The sequence below is a fragment of the Affinundibacterium danionis genome, assembly GCF_042432465.1.
GTDB classification, from domain to species: domain Bacteria; phylum Pseudomonadota; class Gammaproteobacteria; order Burkholderiales; family Burkholderiaceae_D; genus Undibacterium; species Undibacterium danionis.
In genome coordinates this window covers 256,527-269,642 of the sequence record NZ_JBHLXJ010000007.1, presented here as the reverse complement: position 1 = coordinate 269,642, position 13,116 = coordinate 256,527, and the positions used below count along the sequence as shown (strand labels likewise).

Here is a 13,116-nt window from a genome sequence, read left to right as displayed (position 1 = left end):
GCTTACTGACGCTGTTACTGGTACTCGGGATCATCGGCGCTCATACCCTTAGGTACCACAACACCCAGACGCGCTTTTAAAGACTGCGGCTTCTTTTCCAATAATGCAGCGTAATAGGTAGCATTCGACAAAACATTTTTTACATAATCACGCGTCTCAGAGAAGGGAATCGTCTCAGCGAAAATAGCACCTTCCACCGGACGCGACAAAGTCGCACGCCACGCGCGCGGGCGACCTGGACCGGCATTATAGGCAGCCGACGCCAAAGCTTGAGAACCGCCTAAATCGGTCAAGACCATATTCAAATAATTGGTACCGAGCGCGATATTCGTTTCGACATCATTCACTTGGCGCGGCACATAATTTGATAAACCAATTTTTTTAGCGACCCATTTTGCTGTGTTTGGCATCACTTGCATCAGGCCTGTCGCACCCACATGGGATTTTGCTGCGGTGGCAAAACGCGATTCTTGCCGTATCAAACCATAAACCCAAGCCATATCCACGCCTACAGACTGCGTCGCTTTATACATGGTGTCATTGAATGGAGTGGGGAATCGCTGGTTAAAATCAAGCTCGCCTTTGGTTCTGTCTGAGGTATTGACCATACGATCGAGTAAATCATTTTGACGCGCCAACTCAGCTGCCACGATTAGTTCGCGCTCATTCATGCCACGCAAAGCCCAATTCCATTCACGCGTTCCTTCAAAGCGCAAATTCATGGCATAGAATTTAAGCGCACGCTGTAAATTCGGATTCTGTGCAATCGGCGCCAATTCTTCTGGACTGACTGGTTTAGCAAAAACTGGTGCGCCTATCTTCTGACCGCGTTCCTCCAACGCAAGCTGACCGTAGAAATGCATCTGATCGGAAATGCCCGCGAAAATAGCTTGCGCCTCTTCTTTCTTCCCTTCTTGTTGCACCGCGCGCCCATACCAATATACCCAAACTGGCAAGGTCTTAAGATTACCGGGCATAGTAGCAATCGATGATTTAACAAATTTCCAATCGCCTTCGCGCAATGCCATTCTGGCTCGCCATTGATAAGCTTCTAAACTCAAATGCGCATTATCGGCACGTTTCCAATAATCTAAGGCTTCCGATTGCAATTTTTGGGATGCGGGCAAGGCAATGTTCGCCCACGCTTGCGCTTTCTCGGTTGCACTCAATTTGCTCGCATAACGTTGGATGGCGGCAGCTGCTTTTTCAGGATCATCTTTTGCAGCGCGTCCTAATGCTAACAAAAATAATTCACGACTGAGACGATCTGCTGCAGGCTCTTTTTTCAAAAGCGTATTAGGTTTTTCCATCGCTTCCTGCAAACGCTTGTCAGGAATGTTTAACATCTTACCCAAGCGTTTAGCCAAAGGCATGGCGGAGGATTCAGCCGCAATTCGCATCTGCGCCCACAAATCCGCATCCGTAAATTGCCCTTGTTCATACAAATAACTAATCAGCGAATAACAACCATCACCATATTGCTTAGGTGAGGTGATTAAAGTACGTGCATCGCTAGCCACACGTTGCTGCTTTTCAGCCTTGGACAATAAGGCGTAGCACTTCACTTGATGATCGTCATTGACTACATAAGAAGGTAATAATTGGTCAAAATTCGCCCAATCACGACGAAATCCCAATACCAGTAGCCAGTCATTACGCAAACGATCAGCAATCGCACTGCCTTCATATTTTTTCAAGAAACCATAAATCTCAGTGGCTGACGCCGAACGAATACGAGTGCGCAGCACGTAGTAATCGACATACGACGGTATGCCGTAATTAGCCAACTGAGAGGCGTGCATTTGCGCTGCTTTAGCATCATCATGGATTGCCGCATCACGCAAAGCCATGAAACGGTCATCGTCATTGATGGTTGTGCTAGCCGGTGCAGGTGCGGATTCAACTACCAACGCAGTTTCTGCACTGATAGCGCTGGCAATAGCGAACTCTGGCAAAATTGCTAGCAACATTGCGCCAGAAAGCAGTAAACTCGCGGGCATAGTTGGTTGTAACAGACTTGGTAATTTTCGTTCTAACATTTTCAAACAGATCCCTTCAAAACCTATTAACAGTATGACACAGCCGCTCCCTAGCGTAAAAGAAGAAATGCAGCTTAGCCCTGCGGACACGATACTTTCATCTGCGTCGCCGACCGTCTCTCGTCCAGATTTACGCAAAATTTTAATTGAAAGACGTAAAGCAGTCGCTTTAGCACAGCGACAAGCCTGGGATCAGCGTATTCATGAGAAATTACTTGACTTCCCTCAGCTCATGCAAGCCAGCATCATCGGCGTCTATTCACCGATCCGGTGCGAACCTAATTTGCGGGATTTATATTCGAATTTACATAGTGCTGGCAAACAACTGGCCTTACCGGTAGTCATAGCTAAGAATCGCGCTCTGGGATTTGTGTCCTGGGCACCAGGTGACTCTATGGAAAAAGATGACTTTGGGGTATTAATTCCGGCACGCCGTGACACATTTGTTCAACCAGACCTGCTATTAATTCCCTGTGTCGGCTATAACGCTGCGCATTTCCGCTTAGGCTACGGCGGCGGTTTTTATGACCGTACCTTAGCTGAATTACCGCAAGCGTATAGCATCGGGATTGCTTACCAATTGGCATCATGTGAATTTGCTGCAGAACCCTTCGATCTCGCCATGAATTGTATCGTGACAGAATAAATAGGCTGGCCTGATTTAGGTCAATCTTAATTCAGCCTAAGCTCAAGCTCAGATCAATCGCATTTGCAATCGATTCCTATTATCTTTTTTGCCCACAGCGCAAGCCCAAGCGCACGACTCACCCTGCTGTTGCCAGCGCTTTAGATACACTCATCATCACAAACTAGATTAAAAATCTGGCTTGAAATCGACAATGGCAGTCGCCATATCAGCCGATATTTAAATTTTTCCGATTGATGGATTATCAAACTAATTGATCTAGCTCAAAACTGATGTTGCGGTGCGCAACTACACTGTGTTCATTGAATAAGCGCTTGTTAGCAAATGTGTCGCCAGTAACTAATTAGCGACTTTGCAAGCACCTACATTGATTATTTATATTATTTACCCACACTTTTAACCAAGGAAATGAAAATGAAAAAAATCGTTCTCGCCCTCTCTTTAGCGGCAATGGGTGTCGTTAGTTCACAAGCAATGGCACAAGAAAGCCCATGGCTGGTACGTGGCCGTGTGGTCAATATCAGCCCAGCAAATGATTCCGATCCATTAGGCGGCACTGGTGCATCTGATCGTATTACGGTCAGTAAAAAAACTATCCCAGAATTCGACGTAACGTATTTCTTCACACCGAATATCGCGGCTGAATTGATTTTAACTTACCCACAAAAGCATGATGTTTATTTGGACGGCGCCAATATCGGTACCTTCAAACACTTGCCACCGACTTTGTCTGCACAGTACCACTTTGCACCGAACTCCAGCATCAACCCTTACCTTGGTGCAGGTGTCAACTACACCAATATCTCCCAAGTGAAATTATTGGGCGGCAAAGGTGGTTTGGAAAGTAATAGCTTCGGTTTGTCTTTACAAGCTGGCGTAGATTTCAAAATCGACAAAAACTGGTCTATCAATATTGATGTAAAAAAAGTTCAGATTCGCAGCGATGTCACCGTTTCAGGCGCCAAAGTCAGCGCAGTGAAAGTTGATCCAGTATTAGTCGGTTTGGGTCTCGGCTACCGCTTCTAATCGCAGGTAATCAATTGGATTAGCCCGTTGCCAAATCGGGCTGATCTTTCGCGCAACATGAGCGATCATGTTGCGTTTTTTTTGGCCTAGCTTAAGCGGACATCACCAGCACTTTGGGATTGACTGCTAATGAAGTAAGACCAACTTAGGTTTTCTTTTTGGAGCGCTTGTTAACAGTTTTTTGTGCGCTTAGGTCCGCATCTGCACCATCAAGTACATTAGATTTCCGGATGTTTTTATGGCTGGATGGCGACTTATTCTTTTTTTGAGCCGCTTTCTTTTGTACTGCTTTGCTCATTCCCTCATCCACTTGAGACAATGATTCCACCTCAATTGAGGTCAGCTCGTCGACACTGTCGCTCACTTTTATGCGAGGTGGTAAATCTGTAGTTAACGTTGGGGGCAGTGCTGATGGTAGCTCTGCTAAAATCTGATCCACTAATTCTATCCAATGTTTGACTGGAATCGTGGTTGCAGTTTGTAAATGCTGTTGACATGCCATATTCGCCGAGACGATCAACTCTGGTTCAGTTGCTTCCAACGCAGCGACTTTTTGCTGACGTAATTTTTGTGCCAAATCCGATTGCAAAATTGAATAAGTCCCTGCGGAACCGCAACATAAATGACTATCAACGCACAGCTGCACGTCCACGCCCAGATGACGCAGCAATTCTTCCACCTTACCGCGGATTTTCTGTCCGTGTTGTAAAGTGCAGGGTGGATGCCAAGTCACTCGTTGCTTGATACTAGTGCCAACATTAGCACTGACGTTATCGCCAACATAACCGTTGATTTTAGCAATCAGTTCATTTTCAAAATTCGGCAAGAATTCACTTAAATCACATGTTAACTTGCTGATCAAATGGGCTTTGTCTGCGTACTCAGCATCATGCTTTAACAATTGCCCGTAGTCCTTCACCATGACACCACAACCCGATGCGGTCATCACGATCGCTTCAACGCCGGATGCGCTCTCAGGTTTCAAGAGCGGCCACCAAGCATCAATATTCCGCTTCGCAGCGTTGATAGCGCCACTCTGATCATTCAGATGAAGACGCACCGCGCCACAACAACCTGCCTGCGGAGCCAACATGGCTTGAAAATTTAGACGATCAAGCACACGCGCCGTCGCTGCATTGATCTCTGGCGCTAAACCCGGTTGTACGCAGCCGTCGAGTAATAACACTTTGCGGGTATGTGCTGTCTGCGGCCAACCGCTGTGCTGAATAGTCGCTGGTATTTTTTCGCTCAAGTGCTTTGGTAATAGTCCTGATACCGCACGACCTATTTTTATAGCGTGTTGAAATAAGCGTGGATTACTCAAACCATTTTTTAAGCTGCTACGAATGATCTTTTGCGACCACGAGCGCCCGACCTTCTGTTCAACCAGCTCACGACCAATTTCCAATAAACGTCCATATTGCACACCCGATGGGCAGGTCGTTTCACAGCTCAAACAAGTCAAGCAACGATCAAGATGGGTCTGGGTTTTAATGGTCGGTGTCTTACCTTCTAACACTTGCTTAATCAGATAAATACGACCGCGTGGTCCATCTAATTCATCGCCGAGCAATTGATAGGTAGGACAAGTTGCATTACACATACCGCAATGCACGCAAGTACGCAGAATCGCTTCCGCCTCCTGCCCTTGCTCGGTCGCTTTTATCGTATCGAGTAATTGTGTTTGCATAAGTTTTTAGTCGAACAAACGCCCACGATTAAAAATCATCGCCGGATCAAAAGCGGCTTTTAATTGACGATGTATCTTCAAGAGTGGCGCGGATAATTCAGTCAATCCAGGCGTGCTCGCTGAGCCGTAGCGAAACCGTGTCACGTGTCCCCCCATCGCTTGTACGCTAGATCGCAGTGTCGCTTCATCTTCGTTAGTCCATAACCAGCGCTGAGCACCGCCCCATTCAATGAGGGTTTTACTACGCAATTTTAAAGCGGGCGCAGTAGAGGGAAGCGATACGCGCCACAAAGCATAATCCTCCTCTGGCGTAAAAAAATGATGACTTTGCTCACGCAAACTAGTCCAATAAGCAGTCGCGCTATCGATTTTTTGTCCACCTAGTTTTTGTTTCGCGACGCGTAGCGCTGCCTCAGAACCTGAAAGGCGCAACATCAAACGACCCGCATAATAGCTGCTAGCGGAAATTGGCAATGCCTGCCCCGCCCAGCGATTCAATTGAGTCAATGCATCAACTTCCGACATAGCAAACATCAAACTGGTTTCAGCCACAGGTTTAGGTAAAACTTTCAGTGATACATCAAGTATCAATCCCAAACTTCCTAGCGATCCCGCCATTAAACGCGAGACATCATAGCCTGCCACATTTTTCATGACCTGCCCGCCAAAGCGCAAGATTTCGCCTGCGCCATTCATCACAGTCACACCCAGCACAAAATCACGTGCCGCTCCCACTGAGGCGCGCCGTGGTCCCGACAAACCCGTAGCGAGCATGCCGCCGACGGTCGCCACTGCTCCAAAATGCGGTGGCTCGAACGCCAGCATTTGTCCATGTTGGTCTAGTAAAGTTTCTATCTCTTTCAGGCTGGTACCGCAGCGTGCACTGATCACTAATTCGGTCGGTTCGTAGCTGATGACGCCTTGGTAGCTTTGGGTGTTTAATACGGCACTGGTAGCAACCATTGGGTTGCCATACCATTGTTTAGTACCACCGCCTTCTATGCGCAAAACCTGCTGTTCTGCACTAGCCGTCAGAATTTGTTCACGAAATTGTTGAAGAATTTTATCCATTATTTTTCAAATATGATTATCAGTCTTCTTCAAAATCGGGGTAAATCAGGGAAACGCAATTGCCCTTGATGAACATGCATACGTCCCATTTCGGCACAACGATGCAAACTAGGAATTGCTTTACCAGGATTGAGTAAATTCCATGGATCAAACGCCTGTTTCACCGCATAAAAAGCGCGCAATTCGGTCTCTTGAAATTGCACACACATAGAATTTAATTTCTCTATCCCGACCCCGTGTTCACCCGTAATCGTGCCGCCCATCGCAACACACAAGGCGAGTATTTCAGCGCCAAAAGCTTCGGCTTTAGCAAATGCACTCTCCTGATTAGCATCAAATAAAATCAAAGGATGTAGATTACCGTCGCCAGCATGAAAAACGTTAGCACAGGCCAAACCATACTTCTCGCTCATGTCAGCAATTGCCTTCAACATGGCTGACAAATGTTTACGTGGAATGGTGCCATCAACGCAGTAATAATCCGGTGAAATACGACCTGCCGCAGGAAAAGCATTTTTTCGCCCCGACCATAGTTTTAAGCGCTGTGCTTCAGTGTTGGAAACGGTCAGTTCGCTGGCACCGGCGTCCATCAGTATTTGGCTCATACGGGCGATGTCATCCGCGACTTCTTCGGGATTGCCATCCGACTCGCACAAAAGAATGGCTGCTGCATTGATGTCATAACCCGCATTCACAAATGGCTCAACCATACGTATCGAGATTTGATCCATCATTTCTAATCCAGCAGGAATAATGCCGCGTGCAATAATCTGCGCCACGGCTTCACCGGCTTTTTCAATCTGCTTAAAAGAGGCCATGATTACTTGTGCGGTAGTCGGCTTAGGAATCAGTTTGACCGTGATTTCGGTGACGATGCCAAGCATGCCTTCGGAACCGATAAACACCGATAACAAATCTAAACCCGGCGCATCCAATGCTTCACTGCCTAATTCCAATACTTCGCCATCCATCGTCACCACACGTGCGCGCAGCACATTGTGAACCGTCAATCCATATTTCAGACAATGTACGCCACCTGCATTCTCGGCCAAATTACCACCTATGGTGCATGCCAGTTGGGACGAAGGATCGGGGGCATAATATAAGCCTGAGCTGGCAGCAGCGTCCGAAATAGCCAAATTACGCACCCCAGGTTGCACCACCGCGGTTCTGGCATAAGCATCGACGCGCAAGATTTTATTTAACTTCGCGGTCGATAAGACCAGACCAAATTCGACGGGCGTTGCTCCACCCGACAAACCAGTACCCGCACCACGCGGAACGATAGGAATGTTTAACTCGCGGCAAATCGACATCACCGCCAAAATTTGCGTTTCGTTTTCAGGTAAAACAACAATGAAAGCTAATTGCTTGTAAGTAGTGAGTGCATCGCACTCATAGGGGCGAGTATCTTCGGGATCAGCCAAGATACAGTGCATCGGCAATACCTTGCGTAAGGCCTTCAAGAGTTCCGGACCTGGTGTTGATTGTCGCGCTATTATTTCCATTTTTTACTCATCGCCATGCTCTTGGCAATGAGTGTAGCCTGTGCCGCTAGACTTGTGCGCGAGAAACAAATTTTCCATAAAAAAAAGACGCCGTAGCGTCTTTTTTTGTCCAAGCAATTTGTCTTCAACTACTTTTTCATGAACTATCGAGCATAGCTCAAACTGCATTAGGGAGGATTAAGCAGAGAAAGAAGAACCACAACCACAGGTTGATTGTGCATTCGGATTTTTAATCACGAATTGCGCACCTTCTAAATCATCTTTGTAATCAATTTCAGCACCAACCAAATATTGGTAGCTCATTGCGTCCACTAAAAGCTGTACACCATTTTTGTTCATAATGGTGTCGTCTTCATTGGTGATTTCATCGAAAGTAAAACCATATTGAAAACCTGAACAACCACCGCCTTGTACAAAGACGCGCAATTTCAAATCTGGATTGCCTTCTTCTTCGATCAATTGCGCAACCTTTTCAGCGGCACTGTCGGTGAAGATAATCGGGGATGGCATGTCAGTAACGGCGTTCATAGTAAGCTCCTACAAAAATTCAGATCAGGTCTCTATTATAGACCTTTCTTTAAATTAAAGTTTGCGCTAGTTGGAAGCCGCTAACTTTAGCACCGGCTCCGTCGCTTGATCATGGCCTAACTTACCGGAAACCAGTGCTCCATTCATCATTTCCAAGGCTTTATATTGGACATCGCCAGAAATGCGTGCCTTGCTTTGCAATTCAATCAACTCCGTCGACACCACAGGGCCATTAATGACACCGTTGACCACAATATGTCCGGCATGTACTTCACCATCGATAATCGCTTGTTCGGAAATAACCAATATGCTTGGGGAACCCGACTCGGCGATCACATTACCCGTCACGTGACCATCAATGCGCAATCCGCCTTTGAAATGCACATCACCATTGATACTGGTAGTGGCGCCTATCAAACTATCTATCGTGCTCTTATTCTTGCGATTAAACATGCAAACTCCTCATTGTTTTTAATGTTTCGACAATTAACAGTACTTCAGCATATTCCATCACAGGAACTGGCTCATCACGACACGACATCACAAGCTGGCAACTTGAACAGCTTGTTTCGCACGTAATTCGCCCTTTTCTAGCACTGTCATTTGCGCAGATTTGACAACCGCGCCTTCAGGTAAAGTAATTTGCCCTTCTATTCTTTGATAATGCTTAAAGGATAATTTTAACTTCGCTGCCTCACCTGATTTAGGATCAGGAAATTCCATCATAACAGGTTTACCTTCTTGAACTAGTGTCAGGCTGATATGCATTTCACCAGAAAAATCGCGTACGACCTTACCGCCCTGCATGACCAAAGCACGATAGCGTAACTGATTAGGCCCTGTTAATTCAATTTTTGTTTTTTGCAAGGTAATTCCCTGCGGACGATTTGCCGAAGGCATCAAGCTCTCAAAAAAAGCGAGATCGTCCTTAATTCTATTATTCTCGGCAGTCAGCGTATTGATTTGATCCGTCAATTGCTTTTGAATCGACTTCTCTATATTTTGCTGGCTATCAATGGTCGCTGCGGCCGCTTGCAACTTATCGCGCTCGGCGGTCAAGCTCGCGACTTTATCTTGCAACTCCGTCATTTGCTCAGGCGAAAACTTAGGACCAAAAGCAAAACTGCGCCCCAAATCGTAAGTCCACATGGCAATTGCTCCGCCGACACCAATCACCACGGCAAACAAAGCAAATTTGATAGGCCAAGGTAAATGCTGATTAATGGTCATCTTGGACGCAGTCAAGCGTCGGCGAAAGAGCTTAGAAATTGGCATAGTCGCAGGCTATGCTTAGGGATTCACAGGCACATGCAGCAAGCCCGTTGACTCATCCAGTCCAAACATAATGTTCATGCACTGCACTGCTTGACCAGAAGCACCTTTGACCAGATTATCTTGCACCACCAAGATCACGACGTGCTTACCATTACCCGGACGATGCAAAGCGATCCGCAACATATTTGAGGCACGAGTTGAGCGCGTCTCTGGGTGCGATCCGAACGGCATGACATCAACAAAAGCCTCGTCTTTATAGGCTTCTTCAAACATGGCTTGCAAAGCCTCATTGCTGATTTCCTGACTAATTTCTTGCTTTAATTGCGCATACAAAGTGGAATGCATGCCGCGTATCATAGGCACCAGATGCGGTGTGAATAGCAACTCAACTTTATCTTTAGTCAGGCGCTGTAATTGCTCAACCGTTTCAGGCGTATGACGATGTCCCGCTACACCATAAGCTTTGAAGCTATCGCTGGTTTCTGAGAACAAGATTCCAATTTCTGCCTTACGACCCGCACCAGACACGCCTGATTTACAATCCGCAATCAGATTTCCGGCATCAATCACACCAGCTTTTAACAACGGCGCAAAACCCAATTGCATGGTGGTTGGATAACAGCCTGGATTACCGATCAAACGTGCGTTCTTAATTTTATCGCGATTGAGTTCCGGCAAGCCATACACGGCTTCTGGCAATAAGTCTTTGCAACTATGTTCCATGCCATACCATTTCTCGAATTGAGCGACGTCTTGCATACGGAAGTCTGCTGCTAGATCAATTACCTTTACGCCATTGGCTAACAGTTCAGGTGCTTGCGCCATCGCCACACCGTGTGGGGTTGCGAAGAACACCACGTCACACTCATTCAAATTAGCTTTATCAGGCGAAGAAAATGCCAGATCAACTCGGCCACGCAAGGACGGATACATTTGTGCCACTGGCACGCCATCTTCTTTACGAGACGTAATGGCGGTCAATTGCGCTTGAGGATGGGTCGCCAAAATTCTCAGCAACTCCACACCCGTATAACCCGTTCCACCTACGATACCAATCTTGATCATTTTTGCAGTCCTAAACTAAAGCTGATGCCGTTAAGAAATTATGCGTGCATTCTAGCAGCCGTAGCTTGAATTCCCAATAGCAGAAGCGAAGTCGAATGAACAAAGCTAGTTGAGCTAAGGATTTCCGCCTTAATGCCGAGATGCCGAGAAGCGCAGAGATTTCGGTAGAATTGAAATTCACTATGCTTACTCGGCGCCCCTCTGCGTCTCTGCACCTCAGCGTTGCAGGGTTTTCTTGAAAAATTCCGTTTGCGCACAGAAATTGCAATATGCGAAAAAAAACCGCCAACATGTGGCGGTTTTTTGTTCCAGCAAAAAATCTGCGAAAAGCAAATTAACGCTTGGAGAATTGTTTTGCGCGACGTGCTTTGCGCAAACCAACTTTTTTACGTTCAACTTCACGAGCATCACGAGTAACGAAGCCAGCTTTGGACAATTCAGATTTCAAAGTTGCATCGTAGTCGATCAAAGCACGTGTGATACCGTGACGAACCGCGCCGTATTGGCCAGATTCACCACCACCGTGTACATTGATCATGATATCGAATGTTTCGAGGTGATTTGTTAACTCGAGTGGTTGACGGATAACCATCAAGCCAGTTTTACGAGAAAAATATTGGTCAGCTGGTTTACCATTGACCACAATTTTGCCGCTGCCTGTTTTCAGGAATACACGAGCGATTGCGCTCTTGCGACGGCCAGTTCCGTAGTTGTAATTACCGATCATGGCTATTCCTTAGATGTCGAGTACTTGTGGTTGCTGAGCTGCATGCGGATGCGTTGCATCTGCGTACACTTTCAACTTCTTGATCATTGCGTAACCGAGTGGGCCTTTTGGCAGCATGCCTTTAACAGCCTTTTCTAATGCGCGACCTGGGAAGCGAGCTTGCATTTTTTGGAAGTTCGTTTCATAGATACCACCTGGGTATCCAGTATGACGATAGTAAACTTTGTTCAGAGCTTTAGTACCAGTCACGCGCAGTTTAGCTGCATTCACTACGACGATGAAATCGCCTGTGTCTACGTGTGGAGTAAATTCTGGTTTATGCTTGCCGCGTAAACGGAGTGCCACTTCGCTGGCAACACGTCCGAGAACTTTATCTGTCGCGTCAATCACGAACCAGTCGCGCTGAACCTCATGGCCCTTAGCGGAAAAGGTTTTCATGTTGAATCCTAAATAAAAAATGAGTTTAATTTTTAAAACAAACACCCTAATTTCGGTGGTTCTGCTAATGAAACCTAGCAGACGCTCCCTTGTAAATTCTCTCTTGGGCGAACAGAGAGTCGGAAATTATAGTATTTTCAAAGACTTAGCGCAAGCACTCTTTCCGCATTGTTTAAATTTTAGGCAGTTTCTGGACTAACTTCGTTGTGGTTGTCGCATCATGTCTAGACTAAAGCGCAAAAAAAACCCGAAGTCTTGCTCCGGGACTAAGTCACTTGAAGTGACGGAGGAGATGTAGGATAAACAAAAATTATCACGCACACACAATAGGAAGTTTCATACTAGGTCAAGAAATCCTGTTGCGCCAGAAAAACTTGATGCAATCAGGAAAGTTGCAAAAATCAGCATTAACATTAGATTTAAGACTTACGTAAAATTGTCCCAGCTAGGCGTGTCGACGAAGACAGTGCTTGAGCACGGCGAGGAGATAACAACGACCCTGGGGCTGTTTTGCGTAAGTCCTACGATTTTGGCAAAGCCAAAAACAAGAAAAACAATAGCTCAGTTACAATAAGCCGCTTATCTAACCGCAATCGCAATTATCAAGGCAGGAGTAAAAATGGAAGCAAACGTACGTTGGACCGGCGTATCCGGCATGAGTTTTTTGGCTGAAACAGGCTCCGGCCATGCTGTCTTGATGGATGGCGCCCCCGAAGGTGGCGGACACAACTTAGCACCGCGCCCTATGGAAATGGTGTTGCTTGGAACTGGCGGCTGCTCAGCGTACGACGTCGTGCTGATTTTACGCAAAGGCAAACAGGACGTGCGTGGCTGCGAAGTCAAATTATCTGCCGAGCGTGCAGACACTGAACCCAAAGTATTTACCAAAATTCATTTTCATTTCTTAGTCACAGGTCGCAATCTAAAGGCCAATCTAGTCGAACGCGCCATTGCACTGTCGCATGAAAAATATTGCTCAGCATCGATTATGCTAGGCAAAACAGCGGAGATGACACATAGCTATGAGATCATCGACGACCTGAGCATGCCATCAGAACACGAACGCAATACTAAGGCGGAATAAGCAAATTAAGGAAAAAAGA

Annotated in this window: 13 protein-coding genes; 3 read left to right on the top strand and 10 right to left on the bottom strand. The window is 46.4% G+C overall.

What is annotated here, in order from left to right; all coding sequences use genetic code 11:
* Positions 1 to 14: 14 nt before the first annotated feature.
* On the bottom strand, positions 15 to 2,039 hold the full coding sequence (locus ACFFJH_RS06905) for a lytic transglycosylase domain-containing protein (RefSeq protein WP_390211192.1): 2,025 nt from the start codon (positions 2,037 to 2,039) through the stop codon (positions 15 to 17).
* Positions 2,040 to 2,073: 34 nt separating this feature from the next.
* On the opposite strand from ACFFJH_RS06905, the gene ACFFJH_RS06900 reads away from it, so the two are divergent.
* The gene (locus tag ACFFJH_RS06900) at positions 2,074 to 2,685 is read left to right on the top strand and encodes a 5-formyltetrahydrofolate cyclo-ligase (RefSeq protein WP_390211190.1); all 612 of its coding nucleotides are present in this window, start codon (positions 2,074 to 2,076) and stop codon (positions 2,683 to 2,685) included.
* A gap of 414 nt (positions 2,686 to 3,099) precedes the next feature.
* A complete protein-coding gene (locus ACFFJH_RS06895; protein ID WP_390211188.1) occupies positions 3,100 to 3,711 on the top strand; it encodes an OmpW/AlkL family protein in 612 nt (203 codons plus the stop codon).
* A gap of 145 nt (positions 3,712 to 3,856) precedes the next feature.
* On the opposite strand, the gene glcF is transcribed toward ACFFJH_RS06895, so the two are convergent.
* The 9 genes from glcF to rplM all read right to left on the bottom strand — a co-directional run bounded on the left by glcF (position 3,857) and on the right by rplM (position 12,013).
* Entirely contained in the window at positions 3,857 to 5,401 is a 1,545-nt protein-coding gene (gene glcF, locus ACFFJH_RS06890) for a glycolate oxidase subunit GlcF (RefSeq protein WP_390211185.1), read from the bottom strand.
* Positions 5,402 to 5,407: 6 nt separating this feature from the next.
* Positions 5,408 to 6,472 carry a glycolate oxidase subunit GlcE gene (gene glcE / locus ACFFJH_RS06885; protein WP_390211183.1) on the bottom strand — a complete coding sequence of 355 codons (1,065 nt, stop codon included), beginning with the start codon at positions 6,470 to 6,472 and terminating at the stop codon, positions 5,408 to 5,410.
* Between the two features lie 29 nt (positions 6,473 to 6,501).
* Positions 6,502 to 7,980 carry an FAD-linked oxidase C-terminal domain-containing protein gene (locus ACFFJH_RS06880; protein ID WP_390211182.1) on the bottom strand — a complete coding sequence of 493 codons (1,479 nt, stop codon included), beginning with the start codon at positions 7,978 to 7,980 and terminating at the stop codon, positions 6,502 to 6,504.
* Positions 7,981 to 8,157: 177 nt separating this feature from the next.
* On the bottom strand, positions 8,158 to 8,508 hold the full coding sequence (gene erpA, locus ACFFJH_RS06875; protein ID WP_390211181.1) for an iron-sulfur cluster insertion protein ErpA: 351 nt from the start codon (positions 8,506 to 8,508) through the stop codon (positions 8,158 to 8,160).
* Between the two features lie 66 nt (positions 8,509 to 8,574).
* Complete coding sequence (locus tag ACFFJH_RS06870) at positions 8,575 to 8,961, bottom strand: bactofilin family protein (RefSeq protein WP_390211180.1); 387 nt, start codon at positions 8,959 to 8,961, stop codon at positions 8,575 to 8,577.
* An 87-nt stretch (positions 8,962 to 9,048) separates the two neighbouring features.
* Positions 9,049 to 9,738 (bottom strand): DUF6776 family protein, encoded by a 690-nt coding sequence (locus tag ACFFJH_RS06865; RefSeq protein WP_390211179.1) that lies wholly within the window; start codon positions 9,736 to 9,738, stop codon positions 9,049 to 9,051.
* A 60-nt stretch (positions 9,739 to 9,798) separates the two neighbouring features.
* Positions 9,799 to 10,848 carry an N-acetyl-gamma-glutamyl-phosphate reductase gene (gene argC, locus ACFFJH_RS06860; protein WP_390211178.1) on the bottom strand — a complete coding sequence of 350 codons (1,050 nt, stop codon included), beginning with the start codon at positions 10,846 to 10,848 and terminating at the stop codon, positions 9,799 to 9,801.
* A gap of 334 nt (positions 10,849 to 11,182) precedes the next feature.
* Positions 11,183 to 11,575 (bottom strand): 30S ribosomal protein S9, encoded by a 393-nt coding sequence (rpsI, locus tag ACFFJH_RS06855; RefSeq protein WP_189346785.1) that lies wholly within the window; start codon positions 11,573 to 11,575, stop codon positions 11,183 to 11,185.
* A 9-nt stretch (positions 11,576 to 11,584) separates the two neighbouring features.
* On the bottom strand, positions 11,585 to 12,013 hold the full coding sequence (rplM, locus tag ACFFJH_RS06850; protein ID WP_189346784.1) for a 50S ribosomal protein L13: 429 nt from the start codon (positions 12,011 to 12,013) through the stop codon (positions 11,585 to 11,587).
* 619 nt (positions 12,014 to 12,632) lie between these two features.
* Here rplM and ACFFJH_RS06845 point away from each other — a divergent pair.
* Positions 12,633 to 13,097 carry an OsmC family protein gene (locus ACFFJH_RS06845; protein WP_390211177.1) on the top strand — a complete coding sequence of 155 codons (465 nt, stop codon included), beginning with the start codon at positions 12,633 to 12,635 and terminating at the stop codon, positions 13,095 to 13,097.
* Positions 13,098 to 13,116 lie beyond the last annotated feature (19 nt).

Bases quoted from the DNA above. Each gene is read 5' to 3' on its own strand.
- glcF (WP_390211185.1), bottom strand. From the start codon at position 5,401: ATGCAAACACAATTACTCGATACGATAAAAGCGACCGAGCAAGGGCAG.
- ACFFJH_RS06865 (WP_390211179.1), bottom strand. From the start codon at position 9,738: ATGACCATTAATCAGCATTTACCTTGGCCTATCAAATTTGCTTTGTTT.
- ACFFJH_RS06880 (WP_390211182.1), bottom strand. From the start codon at position 7,980: ATGGAAATAATAGCGCGACAATCAACACCAGGTCCGGAACTCTTGAAG.
- ACFFJH_RS06845 (WP_390211177.1), top strand. From the start codon at position 12,633: ATGGAAGCAAACGTACGTTGGACCGGCGTATCCGGCATGAGTTTTTTG.
- erpA (WP_390211181.1), bottom strand. From the start codon at position 8,508: ATGAACGCCGTTACTGACATGCCATCCCCGATTATCTTCACCGACAGT.
- rpsI (WP_189346785.1), bottom strand. From the start codon at position 11,575: ATGATCGGTAATTACAACTACGGAACTGGCCGTCGCAAGAGCGCAATC.
- argC (WP_390211178.1), bottom strand. From the start codon at position 10,848: ATGATCAAGATTGGTATCGTAGGTGGAACGGGTTATACGGGTGTGGAG.
- glcE (WP_390211183.1), bottom strand. From the start codon at position 6,472: ATGGATAAAATTCTTCAACAATTTCGTGAACAAATTCTGACGGCTAGT.
- ACFFJH_RS06905 (WP_390211192.1), bottom strand. From the start codon at position 2,039: ATGTTAGAACGAAAATTACCAAGTCTGTTACAACCAACTATGCCCGCG.
- ACFFJH_RS06900 (WP_390211190.1), top strand. From the start codon at position 2,074: ATGACACAGCCGCTCCCTAGCGTAAAAGAAGAAATGCAGCTTAGCCCT.
- ACFFJH_RS06870 (WP_390211180.1), bottom strand. From the start codon at position 8,961: ATGTTTAATCGCAAGAATAAGAGCACGATAGATAGTTTGATAGGCGCC.
- rplM (WP_189346784.1), bottom strand. From the start codon at position 12,013: ATGAAAACCTTTTCCGCTAAGGGCCATGAGGTTCAGCGCGACTGGTTC.
- ACFFJH_RS06895 (WP_390211188.1), top strand. From the start codon at position 3,100: ATGAAAAAAATCGTTCTCGCCCTCTCTTTAGCGGCAATGGGTGTCGTT.